The following is a 26,624-nucleotide window of genomic DNA, read 5'->3' on the forward strand; positions in this document are numbered from 1 at the left end:
GGAGCAACTGAAACCATGTCGGTTTCCGTAACCCTTCCGGCGCTCGGCGAGAGCGTCACCGAGGGCACTGTCACCCGTTGGCTCAAGGCCGAGGGCGAGCGCGTCGAGGCTGACGAGCCGCTGCTCGAGGTCTCGACCGACAAGGTCGACACCGAGATCCCCTCCCCCGTCTCCGGCATCCTGGCCTCCATCAAGGTCGCCGAGGACGAGACCGTCGAGGTCGGCGCCGAGCTGGCCGTCATCGACGACGGCTCCGGCGCCCCGGCCGCCGCTGCCGCCCCGGCCGCCGCCGAGGCCCCCGCGGCCCCGGCCGCTCCGGCCCCCGTCGCCGAGGCCCCGGCCCCCGTTGCAAGCAACGGCTCCACTGGAGCGGCTGCCGCCGCGCCCTCTCCTGCGGCCGAGACCCCGGCTCCGGCCGCCGCTCCGGCGGGCGCCGCCTCCGGTACCGACGTCGTGCTGCCCGCGCTGGGCGAGTCGGTCACCGAGGGCACCGTCACCCGCTGGCTGAAGGAGGTCGGCGAGTCCGTCGAGGCCGACGAGCCGCTGCTCGAGGTCTCCACGGACAAGGTCGACACCGAGATCCCCGCGCCGGTCTCCGGCACCCTGCTGGAGATCCTGGTCGCCGAGGACGAGACCGCCGAGGTCGGCGCCCGTCTCGCCGTCATCGGCGTCGCGGGTGCGGCTCCGGCCGCCGCCCCGGCCGCCGCCGCTCCGGCTCCGGTCGCCCCGGCCCCCGTGGCCGCTCCGGCGCCGGTCGCCGCCCCGGCGCCGGTCGCCGCTCCGGCTCCGGTCACCCCGGCCGCCCCGGCCGCTCCCGCCGCCGTCTCCGGCGACGAGGGCGCGTACGTGACCCCGCTGGTGCGCAAGCTCGCCTCGGAGTCCGGCGTCAACCTGTCGACGGTCACGGGCACCGGTGTCGGTGGCCGCATCCGCAAGCAGGACGTCCTGGCCGCCGCCGAGGCCGCCAAGGCCGCCGCCGCCCCGGCTCCGGCCGCCGCGGCTGCCGCCCCGGCCGCCAAGGCTCCGGCCGCGGTGTCCGAGCTGCGCGGTCAGACGGTCAAGATGACCCGCATGCGCAAGGTCATCGGCGACAACATGATGAAGGCCCTGCACTCGCAGGCGCAGCTCAGCTCCGTGGTCGAGGTGGACATCACCAAGATCATGAAGCTGCGCGAGAAGGCCAAGGCCGGCTTCCTCGCCCGCGAGGGCGTCAAGCTGTCCCCGATGCCGTTCTTCGTCAAGGCCGCCGCCCAGGCGCTGAAGGCCCACGCGGTCGTCAACGCCCGGATCAACGACGACGAGGGCACCATCACCTACTTCGACTCGGAGAACATCGGCATCGCCGTGGACTCCGAGAAGGGCCTGATGACCCCGGTCATCAAGGGTGCCGGTGACCTCAACCTGGCGGGCATCTCCAAGGCGACCGCCGACCTGGCCGGCAAGGTCCGCGGCAACAAGATCACCCCGGACGAGCTGTCCGGCGCGACCTTCACCATCAGCAACACCGGCTCGCGCGGTGCGCTGTTCGACACGGTGATCGTTCCGCCGAACCAGGTCGCGATCCTGGGCATCGGTGCCACGGTCAAGCGTCCCGTGGTCATCGAGACCGAGGAGGGCACCGTCATCGGCGTCCGCGACATGACGTACCTGACCCTGTCCTACGACCACCGCCTGGTGGACGGCGCGGACGCGGCCCGGTACCTCACCGCCGTCAAGGCGATCCTCGAGGCCGGCGAGTTCGAGGTCGAGCTCGGCCTGTAAGGCCCTGCGCACAGCCCCGGCTGTCGCTTGCGGCGCCCCCGTCCGGATTCGTCCGGGCGGGGGCGCCGTCGTTGGTGCCCGCGCCGTGCCGGCGTTGTAACGAGCCTCACCCTGCGTCCCTGACCACGAACGCATCGGAGCAGGCCACGGCGGCCTTATTGTCTAGGCATCAGGCCCCGCGTGTCCGCACACACAGGAGTTGAAACCCGATGATCACCCCACCCGTCGTGCACTCGCTGCGCGAGCAGATCCGCGAGCACATCGTGGAGGGGATCGTCAGCGGCCGCTGGAAGCCCGGCGAGCGGATCGTGGAGCGCCGGATCGCGGTGGAGCTGGAGGTCAGCCAGACGCCCGTGCGCGAGGCGCTGCGCGAGCTGGAGACGCTGCGGCTGATCGAGTCGGCGCCGAACAAGGGCGTCCGCGTACGGAACCTCTCGGCGGCCGACCTGGAGGAGATCTACCCGGTCCGGGCGGGTCTGGAGCAGATCGCGGCCGAGCTGGCCGCCCCGAGGCTGGCGGCCGACTGCTCGGCCCTGGAGCCGCACGTGGAGGCCCTGTGGGAGGCCGACCGGATCCAGGACGGCACGGCGCAGGTGCGGCACACGGTGGGCTTCCACCGGGAGATGGTGCGGGCGGCCGGGAACAGCGTGCTGCTGCACACCTGGGAGAGCCTGGGCATCGAGGTCTTCACGGCCCTGTCCATCCGGTGGCTGGGAACCGTGCAGAAGTCCTACGCCGAGGAGCACGAGGCCCTCGTCGCGGCGTTCCGCAGCCAGGACCCCGATATCGGGGTTCTGGTGAAGCGGCACGTCCTGGGCTGCGCCCCGCGTAGCGCCTGACCGCTTCCACACCTCTTTGACCTGCGGGTTTTAGCGATCCTCCAGTGGATCCCAGCCCCAGTGGCATGTACTGATGAAACCGGCACCGGGTGCCTGCCTTCATGGCACCGGGTGCCGACTTTCGTCCCGCCGTCGATTATTCGTCACTTTTATTTGATCGATCATCGATCAGGGATTTACAGTCACTGCGGGCCCCAACCGGGTCCAACGACCCTGTCCTGCCCGTCAGGGTTTTCTTCACCACCTCCTCTCCTTTGTCCGGAAGGCGGCGCACACCGATGTCCGACCCCGTAGGAAAGCTTCCGAGCGAGCTCGACCAGCTCCCGGACCGCGACACCGAGGAGACCGCCGAATGGGCGGCCTCCCTCGACGCCGTCGCAAAGGCCGCCGGTACGCGCCGCGCCGAATACCTGCTCCGCCGCACGCTCCAGCACGCCGAGGCCGCCGGCCTCGCCCTGCCGAAGCTGCTGGAGACGGACTACGTCAACACCATCCCCACCTCCGCCGAGCCGGCCTTCCCCGGTGACGAGGAGATGGAAGCCAGGATCACCGCCTGGAACCGCTGGAACGCGGCCGCCATGGTGACCCGCGGCTCCAAGTACGGCGTCGGCGGCCACATCGCCACCTTCGCCTCCGCCGCGTGGCTGTACGAGACCGGTTTCCAGCACTTCTTCCGCGGGAAGGAGGCCGACGGATCCGGCGACCAGCTCTACATCCAGGGCCACGCCTCCCCCGGCATCTACGCCCGCGCCTTCCTCGACGGGCGCATCTCCGAGCAGCAGCTCGACAACTTCCGCCAGGAGTCCGGCGGCAACGGCCTGCCGTCCTACCCGCACCCGCGGCGCCTGCCGTGGCTGTGGGAGTTCCCCACGGTCTCCATGGGCCTCGGCCCGCTGTCCGCGATCTACCAGGCGCGCTTCAACCGCTACCTGCAGAACCGTCGGATCAAGGACACCGCCAACTCGCACGTCTGGGCCTTCCTCGGCGACGGCGAGATGGACGAGCCCGAGTCGACCGCCGCCCTGGCCCTGGCCTCCCGCGAGCAGCTCGACAACCTGACCTTCGTCATCAACTGCAACCTGCAGCGCCTCGACGGTCCGGTCCGCGCGAACTTCCGCGTCGTGCAGGAGCTGGAAGCCCAGTTCCGCGGCGCCGGCTGGAACGTCATCAAGTCGCTGTGGGGCTCCGCCTGGGACGAGCTGTTCCAGCTCGACACCACGGGCGCCCTGGTACGCCGCCTGCGCGAGGTACCCGACGCGCAGTTCCAGACGTACGCGACCCGCGACGTGGCCTACATCCGCCAGCACTTCTTCGGCGCCAACGCCGAGCTCGTCGCCCTGGGCGGCCTGCTCTCCGACGCGAAGATCGCCGAGTGCTTCCACAGCTCCCGCGGCGGCCACGAGCCCCGCAAGGTCTACGCCGCGTACAAGGCCGCCCTGGAGCACAAGGGTGCGCCGACGGTCATCCTCGCGCAGACCGTCAAGGGCTACACGCTGGGCGCCGGGTTCGAGTCGAAGAACGCGAACCACCAGATGAAGAAGCTGACGGTCGACGAGTTCAAGGACATGCGTGACCTCCTTGGCCTCCCGATCCCCGACAGCGCCTTCGTCGACGGCAAGGTGCCCTACGGCCACCCGGGCGCGAACAGCCCCGAGGTGCAGTACCTGAACGAGCGCCGCGCGGCCCTCGGCGGCCCCGCCCCGGCCCGCAAGGTCAAGCAGGTCGCCCTGCCCGCCCCCGCGGACCGTTCCTTCGCCCCGCTCATCAAGGGTTCCGGCAAGCAGGAGATGGCCACCACCATGGCCTTCGTCCGCCTCGTCAAGGACCTGATGCGGGACAAGGAGACCGGCAAGCGCTGGGTGCCGATCGTCCCCGACGAGGCCCGTACCTTCGGTATGGAGTCCCTCTTCCCGTCGGCCGGCATCTACTCGCCGCTGGGCCAGACGTACGAGCCGGTCGACCGCGACCAGCTGATGTACTACAAGGAGGCCAAGGACGGCCAGATCCTCAACGAGGGGATCACCGAGGCCGGCGCCATGGCCGACTTCATCGCCGCCTGCACGTCGTACGCGACGCACGGCGAGCCGATGATCCCGTTCTACATCTTCTACTCGATGTTCGGCTGGCAGCGCACCGCCGACCAGATGTGGCAGCTCGCCGACCAGCTCGGCAAGGGCTTCATCGTCGGTGCCACCGCCGGCCGCACCACGCTGACCGGTGAGGGCCTCCAGCACGCCGACGGCCACTCGCACCTGATCGCGTCCACGAACCCGGCGTCGCTCAACTACGACCCGGCCTTCGCGTACGAGATCGCGGTGATCGTCAAGGACGGTCTGCGGCGGATGTACGGCGAGCAGCCCGAGGACGTCTTCTACTACCTGACGGTCTACAACGAGCCGAAGGTGCAGCCGGCCATGCCCGAGGGCGTGGAGGAGGGCATCCTCAAGGGCCTGTACCGGTTCAACACGGCCGCCGCCCTGGAGGCCGCCCCGGCCGCCGACGCCCCGAAGATCCAGCTGATGGCCTCGGGTACGGCGATCCACTGGGTCCTGGAGGCGCAGAAGCTGCTGGCCGCCGACTGGAACGTGGCCGCCGACGTGTGGTCCGCCACCTCGTGGGGCGAGCTGCGCCGCGACGCGCTGGAGTGCGACGAGGCGCTGCTGCGCGGCGAGGAGCGCACCCCGTACGTGACCCGCGTGCTGGAGGGCGCCCCGGGCCCGGTCCTGGCGGTCTCCGACTGGATGCGCCAGGTCCCGGACCAGATCAGCCAGTGGGTGCCGCAGGACTACACCTCGCTGGGTACGGACGGCTTCGGTCTGTCCGACACCCGTGAGGGCGCCCGCCGCCACTTCGGCGTCGACGCCCAGTCGATCGTGGTGGCCTCGCTGGCCCAGCTCGCCCGCCGCGGCGAGGTGCCGGCGTCCGCCGTCAAGGAGGCCCGGGAGCGCTACGGCCTCTGAGCCGTGTCCCGCTGAAGTGCCGTAGGCCGGTGTCCAACCCCAAAGGGGGTCGGACACCGGCCTTTGGCCGTACGAGCGGTGGCGACGCGGGGGTGGAGCCGTGATGCTGGACCCGTGATGGACGAGACGGAGTTCTGGGAGATCGTCGACCGTACCCGCGAGGCCGCTGAGGGCGACCCGGAGGAGCATGCCGAGCTGCTCGTGGAACGGCTGGCGCAGCTCGATCCCGACTCCGTGCTGGACTTCGCGCGGCACTTCGAGTCCCGGTACAACCGGGCGTACACCTGGGACCTGTGGGGCGCGGCGTGGGTGCTGCTCGACGGGGCGAGCGACGACGCGTTCGACTACTTCCGGTGCTGGCTGATCGGGCAGGGCCGGGAGGTCTTCGAGGGCGGGGTGCACGATCCGGACCGGCTGGCGGAGCTGCTGGGCGACTTCGACGAGGAGATCGACGGGGACGGCGAGGAGCTGGGGTACGCGGCCGACGAGGCGTACGAGCAGCTGACCGGGGTGGTGGCCCCGGACCTGGGCATCCCGTTGCAGGCGGAGGAGCCGGAGGGCGCCCCGCTGGACTTCGAGAACGAAGCCGTGCTGGCGGAGCGCTTCCCCCGGCTCTGGGACCGGTTCCGCCCTTAGTAGTGGGTTCCGCCGTCGATGCGGATCTCGGTGCCGGTGATGAAGGCGCCGTCCTCGGAGCCGAGCATCGCGACGACGCCGGCGACGGTCTGCGGGCCGGCGAAGCCCTGGCCGAGGGCGGGGGCGAGCTTGGCGAACAGGCTCCAGTCGGTGTCCTCGGGCAGGCCGGGGCCGGTGCCGGTGGTCATGCCGCTCTCGATGGAGCCGGGGGCGACGGAGACGAAGCGCAGGCCCTGCTTGCTGTACTCGGCGGCCAGTGCGTGGGTCATGGACTGGATGCCGCCCTTGCTGGCCGCGTAGGCGGACATGTAGGGGTGGGCGAAGCTCGCCGAGGTGGAGCTGAAGTTGACGACGACGGGCTGCTCGCCGGCCAGCAGGGCGGAGAGCGACTCGCGGATCATCAGGAAGGTGCCGGTCAGGTTGACCGAGATCACCTGGTTCCACAGGTCGAGGGTGGTCTGGTGGGTGTGCGCGGAGCGCAGGATGCCCGCCGCGTTGACCAGGACGTCGATGCCGGTGAGGGCGTCGACGGCGGCGGCGACGCCCGTCTTGACGGCGGCCTCGTCGGATATGTCCAGGACGGCCGTGGTCAGCCGGTCGGCGTTGCCCTCGGCGGCCGCCTGCTCGGCGGTGGCCTTGAGTCCGGCCTCGTTCACGTCGACGGCGTGGACGCGGCCGCCCTCGGAGAGAATGCGGTGGACGGTGGCCTGGCCGATGCCCGAGCCGCCGCCGGTGATGAGGACGCGACGTCCTTCGTAACGGTTCATGGGGCGAGCCTACCGAGGACGTGACACGTTTTGCCAGACTGGCATGAAATGCATTCTTCAGCTAGTCCTGGCGTAGTCTTCACCCGTGAGATCTCCCCGCCCGTACTCCCCCCAGAGCGGCCCCGGAACCCAGTCGCTGACCGAGCGCCGCAAGGCCGCCACCCAGCTCGACATCGCGCGCGCCGCCTGCGAGCTCTTCGCCGCGCACGGCCCCGACGGCACCACCGCCGAGGACATCGCCCACCGGGCGGGGGTCGCGCTGCGCACGTTCTACCGCTACTTCCGCAACAAGCAGGAGGCCGTGGCCCCGCTGCTGGCGGGCGGCGGCGACGCCTGGCGGGCGCTGCTCGCCGAGGAGCGCCCGGGAACCCCCCTGGCGGAGGCGCTGGAACGGGCCGTGACGCGCTCGCTGAGCGACTCCCAGGCCGTGGAGGAGGGGCTGGAGGTCACCCGCGGCCTGCTCCGCGCGGCCGCCTCCGACGAGGCGCTGCGGGCGGTCTGGTACCGGGTGAACCAGGACTCCGAGGAGCGCCTGGTCCCGGTGGTGGCCCGGCTGGCCGGCCCGGAGGCGGACCCGATGTCGGTACGCCTGCTCGCGGCGGCCGCCACCGACGCGATCCGCGTCTCCCTGGAACTGTGGTCCGCCGGCGACGCCCCGGTCTCGGGCCCAGGCTCCCCCGCGGACCTCGCGGTCCGCGCCCTGCGCGAGCTGACCGGCGCGATGCCCCTGCTCCGCTGAGCGGAACAGGGGCACCGGAAGAGGGGGTGCGAGGCGGTCAGCGCCAGCCGCCCCAGTCGTCGTTCCATCCACCGTGGCCGTGCCAGTCGGCGTTGTCCCAACGACCCCAGTCGCTGTCGTTCCAGCCGTGGTCGTGGTCGCTCCAGCGGCCGTTCCCACCGCAGTCGTCGTCGTCCCAGTGGTTGGAGTGGCGGTAGTCCGAGCGCGAGTCCCGGCCACCGTCGTGTGCGGAGGCGTTCGCGACCGGCAGCAGACCCAGGGTGAGTCCGGCGGCCCCGGCGACAACGGCTCCGACGATCCTACGGCGCATCTTCATGCACCTCCGATACAAATAGCGCTTATCGGGCTTTTAGGTCCTATCAACCGTTACTCCGATCAGGCGAGCTGTCAAAAGCAGCGGACCGCTTCAGGGCCCGCCCTCGCCCTCGCCCCGGCCCTCACTCCGGCCCCCACCGCTCAGCTCGTCCCGCACCCGGCGCCACGCACGAATGATCGGCGGAAGCTTCGAAAGCACCTCGCCGATCTGCATCAGCAGCAGCGTGACGAGGCCGAACGAGGCGAGAAGGGCGAGGGTCATCCGGTCCCACGTCATCTACGGGCCTCCCTCACGCCGTCCCCGCCGGCCCTCCGGGCTCCGCACCGGGCGGACCGCCGAGCGCGACTCGGCCGCAGAGCCAGTCGAGAGCCTCCACACCCAGCCGGTCAGGCGCTTCGAGCAGTGCGGTCCGCACCTCCACGAGGTCGGCCATCGCCCCGGGGGCGCCCGATCGGTCCAGCACGGCGAGGCGGTCCATCGCCGAAGCGACCACCCCCTGCCAACCCGGCATGCCGAAGTGCGCCGGCTCCTTGAGCACGGCCGAACCGGCCCTGTGCAGCAGCCCCGCACGCCAGCCCTGCGCACGCATCAGCTCGGCGGTGAACCGGACCCGGTCCTCGACGTGCCGCACGAACTCCGCCGCGGAACCGGACACCGACCGGAGCGTGAAACACGTGCCTCCGGCCCACGGAAGGTCCACGGCCGAGGCGACGGCCGCGAACGCGCGCAGCGCTTCGGGTCCGTCGTCCTCCGCGGCTGCCAGCGCGGCACGGGCCCGGTGGTACAGATCGGCGCTCTGCGCCAGGACCTGACCGTCGCTCGGACCGTCGCCCGCCGCACGAATCGCCTCCAGTGGTCCTTCCCGCCAGGCGTCGACGACGAGCCCGACCGCGGCGGCGCTCAGCAGCACATCGGCGTCGTCCGCGTCGACCCCGCAGTGCGCGAGGACGGCGGCGGCCGGCTCCTCCACCGCCGGAAGCGGCGAGCGGGCCTCCCCGTCCGCGCCGGCCCTCCCCAGCAGGGCGGCCAGGAGCGGCCCCAGCGGTTCGGGCTCCGGAGGCTCCACGGTGATCCCGTGCTCCGCCAGATCCTCGTAGACGGCGTCCGGACCGCAATCGATGTGTGAGGAGTCATGACGCCCCGAGCACCCTTCCGGGCACTCGTACTCCTCGCACATCTCCGGGTCCACCGGCTGCACCTCGTTGATCAGGTGATAGGCGAGCCGCTCCGCCACCGCCTCCCGCGCCGAGATCATGGCCAGGTCGAGCCGGAAGGCCTCGTCCCTCATCTCCGGGTCCTCGCGGTCCACGGAAGCGGGCGGCTCAGGCGCGTCCGGAACCCAGGTGTACGCCGATTCCAGCGAGATCAGGAGCCAGGCGACCCGCAGCGCCTCGACGCCGTCGCCCCGGGCCAGCCCGGCAACGGCTTCCGCGGCCTCCCGCACGCCGTCCATCCGGGCCAGGTGCCGCTCCCGCACCGGCAGCCAGGCAGCGGACTCCGCCGCGGCCCGCTCGGCGTCCTGGACCACCGAGGCGTCACGGGCCCGCCGCGCCCTGGCGACCAACCGGGTCAGGCAGGGACGGCAGGCGAACAGTCCCGCATCGGGCCTCGGCCCCAGCGGTACGACCGCCCTCTCCCCGAAGGGCTCGTCGCACAGGCAGCAGTCCAACGCCCCCACCTGCCGGGACGAGGGGACGGTCGGCAGCGCGGACCGGATCAGAGGACGGGCGTACTCGGGGATGTGCACGGGCAGTCAGCTCCTCGGGAAGACGCGCCGGTTCGCTCACGGCGCTGCATCCATCCTGCGGACCGTCCCAGCCCGCTTGTCTTCCCCTGACACCCGGGCCCGCGAAGTTGGCGCAATCTGACATGGGGTACCCCACCTGCCCCTCCTACGCTCTTGGCACGATCTGACGGCCGTCTGGACCGTCGCCCCGCCGACCGAAGGAAACCGCCGCACCATGACCAGCGACACCGCCCCTGCTTCGAACGCGGCCCACCGGGAGCTGGTGGACGCTCTGGAAGAACTGCACCGGGCGGCCGGGCACCCCAGCATGCGGAGGGTGAGCGCTCAGATCGCGGAGGGCGATCACCCGGGTCTCATCAGTCACGAGGGAGTCCGCACGGCCCTCAAGGGCCTGACCGTCCCGCGCTGGGAGACCCTGCAGTCGATCGTGGCGGTGCTCGCCGCGGCCTGTGTCGATCCGCCCCGGGATCCGGCGGCCGAGGTGGCGCGGTTCCTGCCCTTGTGGCGTGCGGTGCGGGAAGGGGACGCCGGCGCCGTGAAGTCGGCCCGGGAGCTGGACCTCTCCCAGGGATGGGGCACGGACGACGGGCGGTGGACCGCCGAGGCGGTCATCGGCTTGATGATCAACCCGTTCAATGCGATCCAGATCGACCCCGCACTCGCGGTGCCGCACGAGCCGACGGTTTCGGAGGACGACTGGGTGCGGGCCGGCGTCCGCCTCATCGAGGCGCACGGTCCCGAGCTCGCGCTGCGCGCCCTCCTGCGGACCCTGAAGGGCGACTACGTGGGCGTCGAGGCGGGCAGCCCCTTCGGCTACCACCACCCGGGGCAGGAAGCGGCCGACGCGCTCGCGGCCTTCCACTACGGCTGCCGGCAGGTCCTGCGGCGACTGGCCGTCGAGCCCAACCTCCTCCAGCGGTCGATCGGCGCCATGCACGCCGACGACGGCATGGACCGCGAGCACCGCATCGAGATGCTGCGTGCGGAATCGGACACGTCCCTGATGCGGGAGATCCTCACCGCCACCCCGGAGACCTGGCACGAGCTCTCCGAAGAAGCCCACCATCAGATCTGCGGGTACCTCATCGAGGCGATCGTTCCGGTGGGCAGGTTCGGTCTTCCGCCCGACCAGCGGTTCCACATCAGCTGGCGCGTACCCGAACCGTCGGCGGCATAGCTCCGCAGACACGACGTCGGCCCCACCCTGACGGATGGGGCCGACGCTGATCACACCCGGGCGGCAGCCTGCCGGGCGCCGCCGCTGCTTCTTACAGGTCGAAGTAGAGCTCGAACTCGTGCGGGTGCGGGCGCTGCGCGATCGGGGCGATCTCGTGCGTGCGCTTGTAGTCGATCCAGGTCTCGATCAGGTCGGGGGTGAAGACACCGCCGGCCAGGAGGTACTCGTGGTCCTCCTCCAGGGCCTTGAGGACGTCCTCGAGGCTGGTCGGGACCTGCGGGACGCTCGCGTGCTCGTCGGGCGAGAGCTCGTAGAGGTCCTTGTCGATCGGCTCCATCGGCTCGATCTTGTTCTTGACGCCGTCGAGGCCCGCGAGGAGCAGCGCCGCGAAGGCGAGGTACGGGTTCGAGGACGGGTCCGGCGCGCGGAACTCGACGCGCTTGGCCTTCGGGTTCGAGCCCGTGATCGGGATGCGCATGGCGGCGGAGCGGTTGCGCTGCGAGTACACCATGTTGACCGGCGCCTCGAAGCCCGGCACCAGGCGGTGGTACGAGTTCACCGTCGGGTTGGTGAAGGCGAGCAGCGACGGGGCGTGCTTGAGGATGCCGCCGATGTAGTAGCGGGCGGTGTCCGACAGGCCCGCGTAGCCGGCCTCGTCGTAGAAGAGCGGCTCGCCGCCGGCCCACAGGGACTGGTGGACGTGCATGCCCGAGCCGTTGTCGCCGAAGATCGGCTTCGGCATGAAGGTCGCGGTCTTGCCGTTGCGCCAGGCGACGTTCTTCACGATGTACTTGAAGAGCATCAGGTCGTCGGCCGCGGCCAGCAGCGTGTTGAACTTGTAGTTGATCTCGGCCTGGCCGCCGGTGCCGACCTCGTGGTGCTGGCGCTCGACCTGGAGGCCCTGGGCGTCCAGTTCGAGGGAGATCTCGGCGCGCAGGTCGGCGAAGTGGTCGACCGGGGCGACCGGGAAGTAACCGCCCTTGTAGCGGACCTTGTAGCCGCGGTTGTTCTCCTCGGAGCCGGTGTTCCAGGCGCCGGCCTCGGAGTCGATGTGGTAGAAGCCCTCGTTCGCGGAGGTCGCGAAGCGCACGCTGTCGAACACGTAGAACTCGGCCTCGGGGCCGAAGAACGCGGTGTCGGCGATGCCGGTGGAGGCGAGGTAGGCCTCGGCCTTCTTCGCGATGTTGCGCGGGTCGCGGCTGTAGGCCTCACCCGTGATCGGGTCGTGGATGAAGAAGTTGATGTTGAGCGTCTTGTCCTTGCGGAACGGGTCCAGGCGCGCGGTGGTGATGTCGGCACGCAGCGCCATGTCGGACTCGTGGATCGCCTGGAAGCCGCGGATCGAGGAACCGTCGAAGGCGAGCTCCTCCGCCGGGTCGAACGCTCGCGCCGGGATGGTGAAGTGCTGCATCACACCAGGCAGGTCGCAGAAGCGGACGTCGACGAACTTGACGTCGTTCTCCTCGATGTACTGCTTCACTTCGTCGGCGTTCTTGAACATCCAACTCCTCCTACTCCCGGTCCCGGGGCAGGGACGGGCTTTGTAGCTCGTGGTGCGTCAGTGCGGTGCCGCACGCTGACCGACCATAAGCAGACGGGATTTCCCAAGCATGACCCATTTGTTTCGCACAAGTTAACCAGGGTCCGGTCCAGGTCCCGTGGAGGAGCACCGGTACCGTGGTGGAGTGGACAACAGGCAAGCAATCGGTTCCTGGCTCTCCGGCCCGCGCGCGGCCGCCGAGGAGATGGGCGTCGACTTCGGCTATCCGGGCCAGCGGCTCGGCCTGCCCCAGTCGGGACCCGGCTCCGCGGCCCGCTTCGGACGCCGGCTCGGCGCCGTCCTCATCGACTGGATCGGCTGCCAGCTGATCGCGTACGGGCTCATCACCCACGGCGATCTGTCCGCCGCGGGGAACTGGACGCTCGCGCTCTTCCTCTCCCTGACCCTGCTGACCGTGGGCACCGTGGGATTCACCCCCGGCAAGCGGATGGTCGGCCTCCGGGTGGTCGGACAGGGCGGCGGCCGCCTGAGCATCCCCCGCGTGGTGCTGCGGACCCTGCTGCTGGCCCTCGTCATCCCGGCGCTGATCTGGGACCGCGACGGGCGCGGACTGCACGACCGCCTCGCGGGCGCCGTCCAGGTCCGGATCTAGTCCCGGACCCGGGTCCGGTTCCAGTGGTGCACCAGCGGCGCACCACCGCCCGCGTGTAGAGGTGTACGCGTACGGCGGCGGTGGCCGGAAAGCACCGGTCGTATACACACAGGGGCGCCCCCGAGCCATCCGGCTTCGGGGGCGCCCCTGTGTGTGTACGAGGAGTGCGTCAGCGCATCTTTCCGCCGCGCGGCATGCGCATGCCCTTGGGCATCGGGCCCTTCGGGACCGGCATGTTGCTCATGAGGTCACCCATGGCACGGAGCTTGTCGTTGGTCATCGTGATCTGCTCGCCGGACAGGACGCGCGGCAGCTTCAGCAGCGTGGTGCGGACCTTCTTGAGGGGCACCTCGCCCTCGCCGGTGCCCACGATGAAGTCGTGGACCGGGACGTCGGGCATGATCCGGGCCATCTTCTTCTTCTCGGCCGCGAGCAGGGCCTTGACCCGGTTCGGGTTGCCCTCCGCGATCAGGACGACGCCCGCCTTGCCGACGGCCCGGTGGACGATGTCCTGGTTCCGGTTCATCGCGACGGCCGGGGTCGTGGTCCAGCCCCGTCCCACGTTGTCCAGTACGGCCGCGGCAGCGCCCGGCTGCCCCTCCATCTGCCCGAAGGCAGCCCGCTCGGCCCGCCGCCCGAAGACGATCGCCATCGCGAGGAACGCCACCAGGAGGCCCAGGATGCCCAGGTAGACCGGGTGGCCGATCAGGAAGCCGATCGCAAGGAAGACACCGAAGGTGACGATTCCCACGCCCGCGACGATCAGACCGACCTGCGGGTCGGCCTTGCGCGTCATCTTGTACGTCAGGGCGATCTGCTTCAGTCGCCCGGGGTTCGCAGCAGTCTCTGCGTTTGACTTCCTCGCCATAAGGCGAAGTTTACGTGTCCTGCGGGGTCCGGGTCGCCGCGGCCTCGAGTACGTGCTCGGTTTCCACGCGGTCCTTCGCCCGGCGGCGGTCCTCCAGGACGGCGGCCCAGGCGTTGCGCCGGGCACCGCTCATGAGCAGCGATTCCAGGCCACGGAAGGCCTCGCTTACGGACGGAATGGCGATGGCGCGGACTGGCGCGGCCTGCATGATGTCGACCCCTACTCTCGCTGCTCGCATCGTGGGCGTGTGCGGTGCGTGGATCCAGCGTCACTGACTGGTGTTACCAGGGCATGACCGGTCGGTCAAATGTGATTGACACGTTGCAAACACAGACGCGGCCCGCCGGGCTCCTCACACGAAAAGAGCCTAGGGGCCGCGTCGATGCGGTGTTACCCATTGGTAGGTATTGTGCGTGAGTTCACACTCACGCACGGTCATGCACGGCCGGGCGGCCGCCGGATCAGACGGCGGCGCGCTTCTCCATCGCCTGGTTGTACAGGCGGCCCGCGCGGTACGACGACCGGACCAGCGGGCCGGACATCACACCGGAGAAGCCGATCTCCTCGGCCTCCTTCGCCAGCTCCACGAACTCGGCCGGCTTCACCCAGCGCTCCACGGGGTGGTGCCGCGGCGAGGGCCGCAGGTACTGGGTGATGGTGATGAGCTCGCAGCCGGCCTCGTGCAGCTCCTTCAGGGCCTCCGAGACCTCCTCGCGCTCCTCGCCCATGCCCAGGATCAGGTTGGACTTGGTGACGAGGCCGTAGGCGCGGGCCTGCCGGATCACGTCGAGGGAGCGCTCGTAGCGGAAGCCCGGGCGGATGCGCTTGAAGATGCGCGGCACGGTCTCGACGTTGTGCGCGAAGACCTCGGGGCGGGAGGCGAAGACCTCCTCCAGCAGCTCCGGGACCGCGTTGAAGTCGGGGGCCAGCAGCTCGACCTTGGTGTGGCCGCCCTCGCGGCCTGCCGTCTGCTGGTGGATCTGGCGCACGGTCTCGGCGTACAGCCACGCGCCGCCGTCCGCCAGGTCGTCGCGGGCGACGCCGGTGATGGTGGCGTAGTTCAGGTCCATGGTGACCACGGACTCGCCGACGCGGCGCGGCTCGTCCCGGTCCAGGGCCTCGGGCTTGCCCGTGTCGATCTGGCAGAAGTCACAGCGCCGGGTGCACTGGTCGCCGCCGATGAGGAAGGTGGCCTCGCGGTCCTCCCAGCATTCGTAGATGTTCGGACAGCCGGCTTCCTGGCACACCGTGTGCAGTCCTTCGCCCTTCACCAGGGCCTGCATCTTGGTGTACTCGGGGCCCATCTTCGCCCGGGTCTTGATCCACTCGGGCTTGCGCTCGATGGGGGTCTGGCTGTTACGGACCTCCAGGCGCAGCATCTTGCGTCCGTCGGGTGCGACTGCGGACACGACCGGCTCCCTGTGACTTCGATTCTTCGGCGCCCACCAGGGTACGCCCGTAAATTCGTACGCTCTTACGTCCGCCAACCGGGGGCCGGCCGGACGCATTCCCCCGGGCCGGTCAGGCCCCCGCGGCCTCGGTCTCGCGGGGCCGCAGCTCGGCGTGCTCCAGCACGTCCTTCAGGTGCCGTTCGACGACCGGCAGCACCTCCGCGATGGTGACCTCGCGGCCCAGTTCGTACGAGAGCGAGGTCACACCGGCGTCCCGGATCCCGCAGGGGATGATCCGGTCGAACCAGGTGCTGTCCGGGTTCACGTTCAGGGAGAAGCCGTGCATCGTGACGCCCTTGGCGACGCGGATGCCGATGGCGGCGAGCTTGCGGTCCTCGCGGCGCTGGCCGGCGTTGGAGGGGGCGTACTCGGGGCCGTGGAGGCGGGCGTCGAACTCGTCGTCGCCGTTGCGCGGGTCCGGCGCGGGGACGCTGAAGTCCAGGGAGAGGCCGCCTATCTGCGGGCGCTGCTCCACGGGGTCGCCGAGCACCCAGACCCCGGAGCGGCCCTCGACCCGGGTGGTCTCCAGGCCGAACTCGGCGGCGGTGCGGATGAGGGCCTCCTCCAGCCGGCGCACGTGGGCGACCACGTCGACGGGGCGGGGCAGCTTCATGATCGGGTAGCCGACCAGCTGGCCCGGGCCGTGCCAGGTGATCTTGCCGCCGCGGTCCACGTCGATGACCGGGGTGCCGTCCAGGGGGCGCTCGCTGGGGTCGGTGCGGCGGCCGGCGGTGTAGACCGGCTCGTGCTCCACCATCAGGCAGGTGTCGTCGATCTCGTCCGCGAAGCGGGCCGCGTGCACCCGGCGCTGCTCTTCCCAGGCCTCGGTGTACTCGACGGATTCCGGCCCGAAGCCCAGATGGACAAACCGAAGCTCAGTCACCGCAGCGCCTCCTCGTTGAACCTGCTGTGTGCACCTATCGCACTCCGGTCAAGAGTACGGCGACCCGTGCGCGGCCCTTCAGGCCCCCGGCACGGGCCCGGGCACGGGCCCCGGCGCAGGTCCCGACGCAGGTCCCGCACCGGCCTCCGGCGGCGGGCCGGCGGGCAGCCGGCGGGGGCGCCTGCGGCCCGCGGCCGGCCGGTCCGGGTCCTCGTCGGCCCTGGGCAGCCTGCGGTGGCCCTCGGAGTGGTCGTTGACCCAGCCGCACACCCCGCACGCGTAGCGCCCGTCCAGTCCCGCGATGAGGGTGCCGCAGCGGCGGCACTCCGCCTCGGTGATCTCGGGGGCGGGCAGCGGGGCGGTGGATTCCGCGGAGGGGTCGGGGAGGTACGCCCCGTGGGGACGGCGGGTCATGTGGCGCAGAGTACGCGGACCGAGTGGGTCGGTCCGTAAAGAGCCCTACCCATTCTGCACACGATCGGATGAATGTGGGGCAGAGAGGGCGGTGTGAGGGGAGTTGGCCGCTACATTCACGCCGTTCACAGGGCCGGGACCCCGGTCCGTCACGTACGGAAACCGTGGAGCCGATGACCGAACGACCTGCCCAGCGTGTCCCCAACCGGCAGCTCGCGGCACTGATCGCGGAAGCCGGGTTCTCCAACGCCGGGCTCGCCCGCCGTGTCGACCAGCTCGGTCTGGAACACGGTCTGGACCTGCGGTACGACAAAACCTCGGTGACCCGCTGGCTACGCGGCCAGCAGCCCCGCGGCACCACCCCGGCGCTGATCGCGGAGGTCTTCACGCGGCGCCTCGGGCGGCGGCTGTCGGCACAGGATCTGGGCCTGGACGCGTGCGCTCCCGTCTACGCCGGGCTGGAGTTCGCGGCCACCCCGGAGGAGGCCGTGGACATCGCGAGCGGGCTGTGGCGCAAGGACTCCGGCTCGCACGCCGAGCTCCGCAAGATCGCCTTCACCCCGGCCGGCCTGGTGGTGCCCAGCCGGGACTGGCTCATCGGACGCGCCGATGAACGCGTCGGCCGCGGCGCCGACCCCGCCGCGCACCGGGTCCCCACCCAGGGCCGTACCTCGGTGCCCCGGCAGCGGCAGATCGACCGGGGGCCCGGACAGCGGGTGACCAGCGGGGACATCGCGGCACTGCGTTCGGTCAGCGAGCTGTTCCGGACCCTGGACCACACCTACGGCGGCGGACACGCCCGGCAGGCCCTGGTGCGGTACCTGGAGCACGAGGCCGAGCCGATGCTGCGCGGCACCTACGGGGAGACCACCGGGCGCCGGCTGTTCGCCGCGGCCGCCGACCTGACCCGGCTCGCGGGCTGGACCTCGTACGACATCGCCGCGCACGGCCTGGCCCAGCGGTACTTCGTCCAGGCGCTGCGGCTGGCGCAGGCCGCCGGGGACCGGCCGTACGGGTCGTACGTGCTGATCACCATGAGCCGTCAGGCGGTCTACCTGGGGCACGGCCGGGAGGCGGTGCAGTTGGCCAGGGTCGCCCAGCAGGGCGTGGGCTCGGGGCCGCCGCCGGTGGTGCAGTCGCTGCTGCACGCCTCGGAGGCGCGGGGGCACGCGGTGCTGGGCGAGGTGCGGGCGGCGACGGCCTCGCTGGTGCGGGCGGAGCGGGCGCTGGGCGCGGCCCGGCCGGGGGACGACGTACCGCACTGGGCGCGGCTGTTCGACGAGGGGCAGCTCGCGGACGAGTTCGGGCACTGCCACCGGGACCTCCAGCAGTACCGGGCCTCGGCGCAGCACGCGGAGCGCTCGCTCCAGCTGCGGGCGCCCGGGTTCGCGCGGTCGCGGCTGTTCTGCCGGGTGGTGCTGGCCACGGCGCGGCTGGGGCTGGGCGAGCTGGACCAGGCGTGCGCGCTGGGGGCGGAGGCGGCGCAGCAGGCGATGGAGATGCGGTCGGTGCGCGCGGTGGAGTACGTACGGGACTTCGAGCGGCGGCTGGAGCCGTACCGGGACGCGGCGGCGGTGCGGACCTACCGGGACCGGGTGTCGGCGCTGAGCTGACCGGTGGGCCCGGCCCCCGAGGGGACCGGGCCCGTGGCCGGTGGTGCTCAGGCGGCCGCCGGGACGGCGGGCTCGGGCCGGGCGGGCAGCGGGATGCCGAAGTCGCGCAGCAGGGCGGTCGCGGCGCGGCGCGCGGAGTGCAGGGCGCCCTGGACGGTGTTGGAGTCGCGGTGGTCGCCGCAGACGTAGAGCCCGGCCAGGACGCGTACGGGCCGCTGCCTGTCGTGGGGCGGGGGCATCGCCGGGACGGCCTCCGGGGTGTGGTGGACGGCCAGCAGCTCCCAGTCCCGTGTCGGGGTGTCGTACAGCCGGGCCAGCCGGGAGGCGACGGTCCGGGCGGGCGGCGGCGGGCCGTGCACGGTGGTGGTGACCAGGCTGCGGCCGGCGGGGGCCCGGGTGGGGTCGATCGCGCTCATCACGGTGGTGTGGGCGAGCGGCCACTTCGGGTCGGCGTCCAGGAGCAGGGAGCCGTCCCAGGGCAGGGGTTCGGGAGTGGCGTGGTGGATGACGGTGACCTCGTGGAAGGCCGGGACGCGCAGCCCCGGGAGGAGTTCGGCGGCGGCCCGGGCCCCGGTGGCGAGCAGGACGGCGCGACAGCCGAAGTCGCCGTGCTCCTCGGTGGTGACGAGGTTGGTCGCCACCGACCGCACGCGGATGCCGGTGCGGACGGTGCCGGGCGGCAGGGCGGCGGCGAGCAGGCCGGGCAGGGTGGCGGCGCCGCCTTCGGGCACGGCGAGGCGGCCTCTGGCGAAGGTGCGCAGCGCGAGGTCGGCGACGCGGCTGGACGTGGTGAGCTCCGGGTCGCGGAGCAGGGTGGAGAGCAGGGGGCGCAGGACGCCGGTCACGGTGCGCGGTGGCAGGCCGCGGGAGCCGAGGGCGGCGAGGGCGGTGCGTTCGGGCCGGGCGAGGACGCGGTCCAGGGGCAGCGCCGCGAGCCGGCCGAGCGCGGCGCTGAAGCGGGCCTGGTCGAGGGAGCCGCTGGCGAGCGCGCGGGCGGGGGTCAGGGCCCCGGCCCGCTGCTGCCTGCCGTCGGCGCCGTGCACCAGGACGCCGGGGGCGAAGGGGCGCAGGACCAGCCCCGAGAGGCCCGGGGTGCGGGCCGGTTCGGTGTAGGCGGTGTTGAGGAGCTGGCCGACCCGGTCGAGCCGGAACCCGTCGGCCGATGCGGTGGCCATGCGGCCGCCGGGGTCGTCGGCCGTCTCCAGGACGCTGACGGTGACCCCTGCCGCGATCAGGTGGTGCGCGGCCGCGAGTCCTGAGACTCCGGCTCCTACGATGACGACGTCCGCGTGATGTGCGGCATGGTGTGAGCTGCTGAGCACGTGCCCCTCCCCGAGGTCGGCGCGGCTGTGTGGGGATCCTCCTTCCCCCAACGGGCTACGGGAGAACCCGAGTCCGGCTGGGGATTGCGCACAACTCCGGTCGCACGACGGTCGCACACGGGTCACGAACGGTCGCACACGATCCCGCCCCTGCTCCCGCCTTTACCCGCTTTTACTCGCCCATGGCCGCCCTGATCGACTCCTCGACACCGGGGTACGTGAACGTGAACCCGGACTCCAACAGCCGGGCGGGGCGCGCCCGCTGACTGCCCAGCACGTCCTGCGAGAGTTCCCCGAGGACGAGGCGCAGGGCGGGGGCGGGGACCGCGAAGGCGACCGGGCGGCGCAGTACGCGGCCCATGGCCGCGGTGACCTCGCGGTTGGTCAGGGGCTGCGGGGCGGTGAGGTTGAAGGGCCCTTCGAGGCCGGGGGTCTCCAGCAGGAACCGCAGGGCGGCGACCTCGTCGTGCAGGGAGATGAACGACCAGTACTGGCGGCCGCTGCCGAGCCGTCCGCCGAGGCCGGCCTTGAAGATCGGGAACATCCGCCCCCAGGCCCCGCCCCCGGCCGCGACCACCAGTCCGGTGCGGGCGAACACGGTCCGGATCCCGGCCTCGCGGACGGGGGCGGCGGCGGCCTCCCACTCGGCGCAGACGGAGGGCAGGAACCCGCTGCCGGCGGGGGCGGACTCGTCGACGGCCCGCTCCCCCGTGTCCCCGTAGTACCCGACCGCCGACCCGCACACGAACACGCCCGGCGGTTCGTCCAGCGCCGCCACGGCCCGGGCGAGGGCACCGGTCCCCAGCACCCGGCTGTCGCGGATCTCCCTCTTGTACGCCTCCGTCCACCGGTGGTCCCCGACCCCGGCCCCGGCCAGGTGCACGACGGCGTCACACCCCCGCAGCCCGTCGGGGTCGACGTACCCGGTCCGCGGATCCCACCGCGCCTCCCCCTCCCGGGCGGGGTCGCGCCGCACGAAGCGGACGGTGTCGTGGCCGTCGGCGTGGAGGGAGCGGACGAGGGCCTTGCCGATGAGTCCGGAGGCTCCGGTGATGGCGATGCGCATGCCCCCAGTGTTTCCTTTTTTGACGCGCCGCTCGCGCGGCTCGGCGCCGGGGCGCCTTCTTCACGCGCCGCTGCGCCGGACTCCGTCCGTCGGGTGCGGGGCGGGGCCGGGGGTCTATGCGGATCCGGGGGAACCGGAGAAGGCCCGCACGAGGTGCTGCGCGAGCCCCTTCAGGCCGATGTCGAGGCCGCGGACCTCCGTCTCCACGAACTCCTCCGCGTCTTCGTAGGCTTCGTCCTGCGTGGGCAGGTACGTCATGCCGAAGTACCGGACGACGGCGCTCTGTTCCTCCTGCGTGAGCGTGCCCCACTCGCCGCGGGGGCCGCCGCACGCCCTGGACACGGCGGCCAGGCACGCGACGACGGCGCGCATCTCGCTTCCGTGCCATTCCTCCCTCAGCCACCGGTCGTGGTTCTTGTCGAAACGCGCTCGTTCCCGCCTCGTCACCGTGCGCATCAGCATCTTCGCCACGATCACGAGCTGCTCTTCCGCGTACCTGTTGACCATTCCGGCCCCCTCTGCCTCGTGCTGCCCCGCCTGTCCGGTCGAGCGGTTCGATCAGGGCGCCTCCTTGAATCCGGCCGCGTGGCTCAGCGGACCGAGTCCCCGTGAGAGCCTGTCCCGCAGCCCCTTCAGTGCCTCCCTCGCGCCCTCGTGCCCGCCGCGGACGGCCGTCTCGTACCACTTCACCGCCTCGGCGGCGTCCCCCAGCCGGTCCTCGTACAGGAGGCCGAGCCAGAAGGCCCCGAACACGCTGCCGTGGTCGGCGGCCTTCCGGTACCAGTGCATCGCCTCTTCGACGCCGGCGTCGGAGGTCTCCCTGAAGAGTTCCCCCCGGAGCCTCGCCCGGGTCCGGCCCTCCAGGACGAGGCCGAGGCGGGCCATCGCGTCGGCGTGCCCCCGATCGGCGGCCGTGCGGTACAGCGACTCGATCTCCGCGAGGTCGGCGGCTCCGTCCAGGCCGTTCTCCAGGGCGAGGGCGGCCGCGTACACCGCGTCGGCGTCCGGGCCGGGTGCGGAAGTCCCGGCCGGTGCACCGGGGGGTCCGGAGGCCGGCCCGGACCGTGTCGGCCGGTCCTGCTCCGGCGGGCCCGCCCCCCGGGGTGCCCCGTGGTGCGGATGGGCGCTGTTGCGGGCGAAGACGAATTCGGCCGCGTGGTCGCCGAAGCGACTGCGCGGCGGGGGTTTGCCGTCGCGGACCAGCGCGTGGGCGAGGTCCTGGAAGACCGGACCGAGGGCGAGTCCGGGCGGCCCGCCCGGGACGCCGTGTTCCACGAGGTCGACCAGGTACTTGGTGAAGTAGGTCTGGGGGCGTGGACCGTCCGCCGCGCTCTCGAACCAGGCGGTGCTGAACTCCCCGCTGGCCATCAGCAGGCAGAAGCCCGGCGAGCGGGGCAGGTCGTCCGCTCCCGAGAGCCTGTCGTCTCGGCCGGCGGCGAGGCCCGCGAAGCAGCAGTCCAGTATCGCGATCTTCGTGGCCGCCCGGCTCGCGCGGAAGGCGAGGCGCACGGCGTCGAAGGTCAGGCTGCTCGTCGTCCGCAGGACTGGATCCGAGCTGGACTCGCCCAGTGCGAGACAGAGCCTGTCGTCATTGTCGTACTGGCCGTGGCCTACGTAGTAGAACAGGGCGACGTCCACCACGTCCCGCAGGTCCAGCGTCAACTCGTGCGGTAACTCGCCCAGCCTCGCCCGGTTCCCGACGACGGTCACCCGGTCCTCGGGCCAACTGCCGCAGAGCGGGCCGGTCAGCAGGTCCCGCATCCGTCGCAGGCTGTGCTCCGCCGCAGGCACCGGTCGCAGGTGGCGGTAGTCCCAGGTGCCGATCAAGACCGCCCGTGACCGCGAGAAGTCACGGTCCAGGGCGTCAGGCATCCAGCGCCCTCTCCACGATGGCCATCGCCTCGTCCGTGTTGGCGGCGGTGACGGTCACCGTCTTCCCGGCCGTCTTCACCGTGACCGTGACGGTGGAACGGCGCGAGCGGATGAACGCCGGAAGGGTTCTGACGGCCACGGCGAGCGCCCCGCTGCCGACCGCCGTCACCTGGAGGACGTCCCATACGCCCAGCTCCCCCTCCCCCGGGGAGCCCGGGGCCTGCACCACGTCCACGCCGGGCACCAGGCGCAGGTGCTCGCGCAGCGAACGCAGCTCGCCCGGGTCCGACACCGACACCTCGGCAAGAAGTGAACCTTCCCCCACCAGCCCGCCCCTCTCGCTCCCCTGCCGGACGGCACGCCCCTCCGCGGCCGCCCACCCACACCATCCCGGCCGCCCGGTCCACCGTCAACAGGTCAGCCGGCGCCCAGCCGGGTGCCCACCGCGTACGTGACGGCCATCGCGACGGCCCCGCCCAGCACGTTGCGCAGGACCGCCCTCGGGACAGGGGCGCCGCCCAGCCGCGCGCTCGCGATCCCGCACAGCGCCAGCGCCCCCAGCACCGCCGCCACCGTCACCGGCACCCGCCACGACGCCCCCGGCAGGACCACCGCCAGCAGCGGCAGCAGCGCCCCGGCCGTGAAGGCGAGCAGGCTCGCGAAGGCGGCGTGCCACGGGTTCGCCAGCTCGTCCGGCTCGATCCCCAGCTCCACCCGGGCGTGCGCCCGCAGCGCGTCCCGTTCCGTCAGCTGCTCGGCGGCCTCCCGGGCCAGCTCCCGGGTCAGGCCCCGCGCGGCCAGCAGCTCCGTCAGCTCGTCCAGCTCCGCTTCCGGCTCCTCCGCCAGCTCCCGGCGCTCCACGTCCAGCGCCGCCCGCTCGGAATCCCGCTGCGAGCTGACCGACACGTACTCCCCCGCCGCCATCGACAGCGAGCCCGCGAGCAGCCCGGCCACCCCCGCCGTGAGGATCGCGGTGCGCGAGGTGGTGGCGCCGGCCACGCCGACGACCAGGCCCGCGGTGGAGATGATCCCGTCGTTGGCGCCGAGCACCCCCGCACGCAGCCAGTTCAGCCGGGTGCTGATCGCCGCGCTCCGCGTGTCCGCCACGCCACCACTGTCGCGGCCCGCGCCCGGCAGGGCCACCCGGCGTGCGCGGCCCGGGACGCCGTACCAGGGTGGAGGGGTGAGACGCGGACGGGAGGAGCCGGGCTGGCTGCAGGGGGCACCGCCGCCGCGCTGGGCCCGGATCGCGCCCGCGGTGGCCCTGGTCGCGCTCTGCCTCACCCAGTGGACCACCCGCACGGAGGAGCTGGGCTACTTCCTGGCGGCCCTGCCCGCCGTGGCCGCCTTCGCGTACGGGCCCGGCGGCACCGCCGTCTTCGCCGCGCTCGTGCTGCTCCTGCTCGGCGTACCCGAGCTCAGGGTGGGCCACGCCCGCGGCAGCGACCTGGCCACCGTGGCCACCGTCGGGCTGCTCAGCGTGATCATCGCCTGGGTGCGGCGGCGCCGGGACGCGCAGCTGGTCAGCGTCCGGACGGTCGCCGAGGCGGCGCAGCTGGCGGTGCTGCCGCCGGTGCCGGAGCGGGTCGGCCGGGTGCGCTGCGCCGGGCTGTACCGGGCCGCGCAGCGGGGGACGCTGGTCGGCGGCGACCTGTTCGACGTACGGGCCGGGCCGTACGGGGTGCGGGTGGTGGTCGGGGACGTACAGGGGCACGGGCTGGCGGCCGTCGGAACGGTGGCCTCGCTGCTCGGCGCGTTCCGCGAGGCGGTCCTGGACGACCGGGAGCTCGCGGCGGTCGCGGCCCGGCTGGACCGGCGGCTGGCGGCGGACGCGGCCGCGGACTCCGTGGCGCACCCGGAGCTGTTCGCGACGGCGCTGCTGCTGGAGTTCCCGCCCGGGCCCGACCTCGTACGGATGGTGTCGTGCGGGCATCCGCCGGCGCTGCTGCTGCGGGGGCCCACGGTCACGGAGGTGGCCGTGGAGCCGGGCCCCCCGCTGGGCCTGGGCCTGACCGGGCCGGCCCTCCCGGCGGTGGCGGAGCTGCCGCTGCTGCCGGGCGACCGGCTGCTGGCGCACACGGACGGGGTCACGGAGGCCCGCGACGCGGCCGGGCACTTCTACCCGCTGGCGGTCCGCGTCCCGGTGCTGGCGAACGACCCGGCGGGCCTGGTCCCGGCGGTGTGGCGGGACCTCGCGGCCTTCACCGGCGGCGGCCCGCGCGACGACGTGGCGCTGCTGCTGCTGTCACTGCACGCAACCGACTGACACCTAGGGAGTCACCATGTCCATGCTGCTGATCAGGGGAACCTTCCGCGCAAAGGGCACCAGGCCCGACGGGGACACCATCTCCTTCACCCCGGACGACGTGGCCGACTGGAAGCTCGTCCCGGGGCCGCGACCGGTGGTGCCGAGGGCGTTCGGCCAGGTCTCCATCCGCCTTGAGGGCGTCGACGCCCTGGAGACTCATTACGGCGAGGAGGACTCGCCCTCCGGCGTGCAGCACCAGCCCCTGCCCCTGGCGCACGAGGCCGCGGACGCGCTCCTGACGGCACTCGGCTTCACCGACTTCCACCGGGACAAGACCGAGAAGATCACCAGCACCATCCCCGAGACCGTGCCCGGCTATGTCCTCGCCCGCGGGGCCGACGTCTACGGCCGGTGCGTCGCCCTGGCCGGCAAGGGCCTCCCGCCGGTCTTCAACGGCTACGAGATCGAGGTCGACGAGCGGACGCTGCGGGAAACGGTCAACTACCAGCTGGTCGAGGCGGGCCTGGCCTACCCGACCTACTACACCGGCATCCCCGAGCCCATGCGCGCCTCCCTCACCGCCGCCGCCGATGCGGCGCGTGACGCCAAGGAGGGCGTGTGGGCACGGGACACGACCACGGCCCCCTCCGGGACGGCGATCGCGGGACTGCCCTCGCTCACCGTCGACGACGGAGCCGTGATCCTCCCCAAGCTCTTCCGCCGGCTGAAGGACTACTTCGACTTCAACCCGGCCGACACCTCCTTGGCCTGCTTCCGCGCCTATCTGGCGGGGGCCTGGGAGGACCGGTACTACCTCCCGGGGAGTTCGGAGCCCCTCAGCGGCCTGCACCACATCGTCGAGGTCCTCGACGATGTGGTCGCGGGCGGGCGGCGGCTGAGGATGACCCACGGGCCGACGGAGGTCGTCTTCGAGGAGAGGTGAGCGGCGGTCGGCCGGTGACCCACTCACCGGCCGACCCCCTGCCCGGGCCCGTTCCTCAGCCGCCGTTGGCCACGATGAAGGCCCGCACCATCCGGCAGGTGACGTTCGACGGGCGGTGGATCCCCACCCGCACCGCCATCGTGCGTATCTTGCGGTTGGTCGCGCGCTTGGCGTCGTACGTCCCCGAGTCGAGCAGGGAGATCGCGAGCCGCATCGCCTTCAGGCGGCGGTTGTGGTTCTCGTACCACTCGCGGGGCAGGCCCGCCGGCAGCGGCTTCTTCTTGGGCATCGAAATGATCGCGGCAGCGGCCATCTACAGCCTCCCAAACGGTAGTTGGCTTCCTGTCGTTCTCCTTCGATTTTACCGGCGGGCACTGACAAAAGCCCTGGCCGGGCAGAGTCTGACTACCCTTGCGGGCATGGAGATCTGGATCAATCCCGCCTGCTCGAAGTGCCGGAGCGCGCTGACCCTGCTGGACGCGGAGGGCGCCGACTACACCGTGCGCCGCTACCTGGAGGACGTGCCGTCCGAGGACGAGATCCGGGAGGTACTGGGCCGCCTCGGGCTGGAGCCGTGGGACATCACGCGCACCTCCGACGCCCTCGCGAAGGAGACCGGCGTACGGGACCTGCCGCGCGAGGAGAGCGACGGGGCGCGGGCCCGCTGGATCGCCCACCTCGCCGCCCACCCGAAGCTGATCCAGCGCCCGATCATCACCGCCGAGGACGGCACGGCGGTGGTCGCCCGCTCGGAGGAGGCCGTCCGCGACGCGCTCTCCCGCACGGGCACCGGCAGCCACGGATGAGCCTCCGAGACTGAACAAATCCGGCAAACTGCGGCAAATTCTG

28 protein-coding genes are annotated in these 26,624 nt (G+C 72.1%); 11 read left to right on the forward strand and 17 right to left on the reverse strand.

Annotated features, from left to right (window positions below):
- Window positions 1–15 precede the first annotated feature (15 nt).
- The 4 genes from sucB to ACQKM2_RS13960 all read left to right on the forward strand — a co-directional run bounded on the left by sucB (window position 16) and on the right by ACQKM2_RS13960 (window position 6,196).
- A complete protein-coding gene (gene sucB / locus ACQKM2_RS13945) occupies window positions 16–1,761 on the forward strand; it encodes a 2-oxoglutarate dehydrogenase, E2 component, dihydrolipoamide succinyltransferase (RefSeq protein WP_427709407.1) in 1,746 nt (581 codons plus the stop codon).
- Between the two features lie 212 nt (window positions 1,762–1,973).
- Window positions 1,974–2,600, forward strand: coding sequence for a GntR family transcriptional regulator (locus ACQKM2_RS13950; protein WP_427709656.1), 627 nt, complete (start codon window positions 1,974–1,976; stop codon window positions 2,598–2,600).
- A 278-nt stretch (window positions 2,601–2,878) separates the two neighbouring features.
- The gene (gene aceE / locus ACQKM2_RS13955; protein ID WP_427709409.1) at window positions 2,879–5,560 is read left to right on the forward strand and encodes a pyruvate dehydrogenase (acetyl-transferring), homodimeric type; all 2,682 of its coding nucleotides are present in this window, start codon (window positions 2,879–2,881) and stop codon (window positions 5,558–5,560) included.
- Between the two features lie 117 nt (window positions 5,561–5,677).
- A complete protein-coding gene (locus tag ACQKM2_RS13960) occupies window positions 5,678–6,196 on the forward strand; it encodes a DUF4240 domain-containing protein (RefSeq protein ID WP_427709658.1) in 519 nt (172 codons plus the stop codon).
- On the opposite strand, the gene ACQKM2_RS13965 is transcribed toward ACQKM2_RS13960, so the two are convergent.
- A complete protein-coding gene (locus ACQKM2_RS13965; RefSeq protein WP_427709411.1) occupies window positions 6,193–6,963 on the reverse strand; it encodes an SDR family NAD(P)-dependent oxidoreductase in 771 nt (256 codons plus the stop codon). The two genes, ACQKM2_RS13960 and ACQKM2_RS13965, sit on opposite strands and share 4 nt — an antisense overlap.
- 85 nt (window positions 6,964–7,048) lie before the next feature.
- Here ACQKM2_RS13965 and ACQKM2_RS13970 point away from each other — a divergent pair, with 85 nt between their 5' ends.
- On the forward strand, window positions 7,049–7,702 hold the full coding sequence (locus ACQKM2_RS13970; RefSeq protein WP_427709413.1) for a TetR/AcrR family transcriptional regulator: 654 nt from the start codon (window positions 7,049–7,051) through the stop codon (window positions 7,700–7,702).
- 37 nt (window positions 7,703–7,739) lie between these two features.
- Here the strand turns inward: ACQKM2_RS13970 and ACQKM2_RS13975 are convergent, their stop codons facing one another.
- The 3 genes from ACQKM2_RS13975 to ACQKM2_RS13985 form a co-directional block, all read right to left on the reverse strand.
- Entirely contained in the window at window positions 7,740–8,018 is a 279-nt protein-coding gene (locus ACQKM2_RS13975; protein WP_427709415.1) for a hypothetical protein, read from the reverse strand.
- Between the two features lie 90 nt (window positions 8,019–8,108).
- Window positions 8,109–8,294: a hypothetical protein gene (locus tag ACQKM2_RS13980; protein WP_427709417.1), complete on the reverse strand. Its 186-nt coding sequence runs from the start codon at window positions 8,292–8,294 to the stop codon at window positions 8,109–8,111.
- Window positions 8,295–8,307: 13 nt separating this feature from the next.
- Window positions 8,308–9,765, reverse strand: coding sequence for a hypothetical protein (locus ACQKM2_RS13985; RefSeq protein WP_427709419.1), 1,458 nt, complete (start codon window positions 9,763–9,765; stop codon window positions 8,308–8,310).
- A 214-nt stretch (window positions 9,766–9,979) separates the two neighbouring features.
- Between ACQKM2_RS13985 and ACQKM2_RS13990 the strand changes: the two genes are divergently transcribed.
- Entirely contained in the window at window positions 9,980–10,942 is a 963-nt protein-coding gene (locus tag ACQKM2_RS13990) for a hypothetical protein (RefSeq protein ID WP_427709421.1), read from the forward strand.
- 91 nt (window positions 10,943–11,033) lie between these two features.
- Here ACQKM2_RS13990 and glnA read toward each other — a convergent pair whose 3' ends face one another.
- Complete coding sequence (gene glnA, locus ACQKM2_RS13995; protein ID WP_427709423.1) at window positions 11,034–12,443, reverse strand: type I glutamate--ammonia ligase; 1,410 nt, start codon at window positions 12,441–12,443, stop codon at window positions 11,034–11,036.
- Between the two features lie 184 nt (window positions 12,444–12,627).
- Between glnA and ACQKM2_RS14000 the strand changes: the two genes are divergently transcribed.
- A complete protein-coding gene (locus ACQKM2_RS14000) occupies window positions 12,628–13,095 on the forward strand; it encodes an RDD family protein (RefSeq protein WP_427709425.1) in 468 nt (155 codons plus the stop codon).
- A 169-nt stretch (window positions 13,096–13,264) separates the two neighbouring features.
- Here ACQKM2_RS14000 and ACQKM2_RS14005 read toward each other — a convergent pair whose 3' ends face one another.
- The 5 genes from ACQKM2_RS14005 to ACQKM2_RS14025 all read right to left on the reverse strand — a co-directional run bounded on the left by ACQKM2_RS14005 (window position 13,265) and on the right by ACQKM2_RS14025 (window position 16,711).
- Window positions 13,265–13,963, reverse strand: a complete 699-nt coding sequence (locus ACQKM2_RS14005; protein WP_427709427.1) for a DUF4191 domain-containing protein — start codon at window positions 13,961–13,963, stop codon at window positions 13,265–13,267.
- A 10-nt stretch (window positions 13,964–13,973) separates the two neighbouring features.
- Complete coding sequence (locus ACQKM2_RS14010; protein WP_007263732.1) at window positions 13,974–14,171, reverse strand: hypothetical protein; 198 nt, start codon at window positions 14,169–14,171, stop codon at window positions 13,974–13,976.
- 253 nt (window positions 14,172–14,424) lie between these two features.
- Window positions 14,425–15,372 carry a lipoyl synthase gene (lipA, locus tag ACQKM2_RS14015; protein ID WP_007263733.1) on the reverse strand — a complete coding sequence of 316 codons (948 nt, stop codon included), beginning with the start codon at window positions 15,370–15,372 and terminating at the stop codon, window positions 14,425–14,427.
- A gap of 112 nt (window positions 15,373–15,484) precedes the next feature.
- Complete coding sequence (gene lipB, locus ACQKM2_RS14020) at window positions 15,485–16,297, reverse strand: lipoyl(octanoyl) transferase LipB (RefSeq protein ID WP_427709429.1); 813 nt, start codon at window positions 16,295–16,297, stop codon at window positions 15,485–15,487.
- Window positions 16,298–16,375: 78 nt separating this feature from the next.
- On the reverse strand, window positions 16,376–16,711 hold the full coding sequence (locus ACQKM2_RS14025; RefSeq protein WP_427709431.1) for a hypothetical protein: 336 nt from the start codon (window positions 16,709–16,711) through the stop codon (window positions 16,376–16,378).
- A gap of 173 nt (window positions 16,712–16,884) precedes the next feature.
- Between ACQKM2_RS14025 and ACQKM2_RS14030 the strand changes: the two genes are divergently transcribed.
- Window positions 16,885–18,324, forward strand: a complete 1,440-nt coding sequence (locus ACQKM2_RS14030; protein WP_125595524.1) for a regulator — start codon at window positions 16,885–16,887, stop codon at window positions 18,322–18,324.
- 47 nt (window positions 18,325–18,371) lie between these two features.
- Here the strand turns inward: ACQKM2_RS14030 and ACQKM2_RS14035 are convergent, their stop codons facing one another.
- The 6 genes from ACQKM2_RS14035 to ACQKM2_RS14060 form a co-directional block, all read right to left on the reverse strand.
- Window positions 18,372–19,646 (reverse strand): FAD-dependent oxidoreductase, encoded by a 1,275-nt coding sequence (locus ACQKM2_RS14035; protein WP_427709433.1) that lies wholly within the window; start codon window positions 19,644–19,646, stop codon window positions 18,372–18,374.
- A 172-nt stretch (window positions 19,647–19,818) separates the two neighbouring features.
- Window positions 19,819–20,712 (reverse strand): TIGR01777 family oxidoreductase, encoded by an 894-nt coding sequence (locus ACQKM2_RS14040; RefSeq protein ID WP_427709435.1) that lies wholly within the window; start codon window positions 20,710–20,712, stop codon window positions 19,819–19,821.
- A 114-nt stretch (window positions 20,713–20,826) separates the two neighbouring features.
- Entirely contained in the window at window positions 20,827–21,219 is a 393-nt protein-coding gene (locus ACQKM2_RS14045; RefSeq protein WP_427709437.1) for a hypothetical protein, read from the reverse strand.
- 51 nt (window positions 21,220–21,270) lie between these two features.
- Window positions 21,271–22,584, reverse strand: coding sequence for a caspase, EACC1-associated type (locus tag ACQKM2_RS14050; RefSeq protein WP_427709438.1), 1,314 nt, complete (start codon window positions 22,582–22,584; stop codon window positions 21,271–21,273).
- Window positions 22,577–22,909, reverse strand: coding sequence for an effector-associated constant component EACC1 (locus tag ACQKM2_RS14055; protein WP_427709440.1), 333 nt, complete (start codon window positions 22,907–22,909; stop codon window positions 22,577–22,579). Before ACQKM2_RS14055 ends, ACQKM2_RS14050 begins: the two co-directional genes overlap by 8 nt.
- 92 nt (window positions 22,910–23,001) lie before the next feature.
- Window positions 23,002–23,691: a VIT1/CCC1 transporter family protein gene (locus ACQKM2_RS14060; RefSeq protein ID WP_427709442.1), complete on the reverse strand. Its 690-nt coding sequence runs from the start codon at window positions 23,689–23,691 to the stop codon at window positions 23,002–23,004.
- On the opposite strand from ACQKM2_RS14060, the gene ACQKM2_RS14065 reads away from it, so the two are divergent.
- Entirely contained in the window at window positions 23,609–24,850 is a 1,242-nt protein-coding gene (locus ACQKM2_RS14065; RefSeq protein ID WP_427709444.1) for a PP2C family protein-serine/threonine phosphatase, read from the forward strand. The two genes, ACQKM2_RS14060 and ACQKM2_RS14065, sit on opposite strands and share 83 nt — an antisense overlap.
- Before the next feature lie 16 nt (window positions 24,851–24,866).
- Entirely contained in the window at window positions 24,867–25,775 is a 909-nt protein-coding gene (locus tag ACQKM2_RS14070; protein ID WP_427709445.1) for a thermonuclease family protein, read from the forward strand.
- A 55-nt stretch (window positions 25,776–25,830) separates the two neighbouring features.
- On the opposite strand, the gene ACQKM2_RS14075 is transcribed toward ACQKM2_RS14070, so the two are convergent.
- Complete coding sequence (locus ACQKM2_RS14075; protein WP_427709447.1) at window positions 25,831–26,088, reverse strand: hypothetical protein; 258 nt, start codon at window positions 26,086–26,088, stop codon at window positions 25,831–25,833.
- A 106-nt stretch (window positions 26,089–26,194) separates the two neighbouring features.
- On the opposite strand from ACQKM2_RS14075, the gene ACQKM2_RS14080 reads away from it, so the two are divergent.
- A complete protein-coding gene (locus tag ACQKM2_RS14080) occupies window positions 26,195–26,581 on the forward strand; it encodes an ArsC/Spx/MgsR family protein (RefSeq protein WP_427709449.1) in 387 nt (128 codons plus the stop codon).
- The last annotated feature ends 43 nt before the right edge of the window (window positions 26,582–26,624 follow it).

Origin of the sequence: Streptomyces sp. NPDC004126, from assembly GCF_050275515.1 — a bacterium.
Classification (GTDB): Bacteria; Actinomycetota; Actinomycetes; order Streptomycetales; family Streptomycetaceae; genus Streptomyces.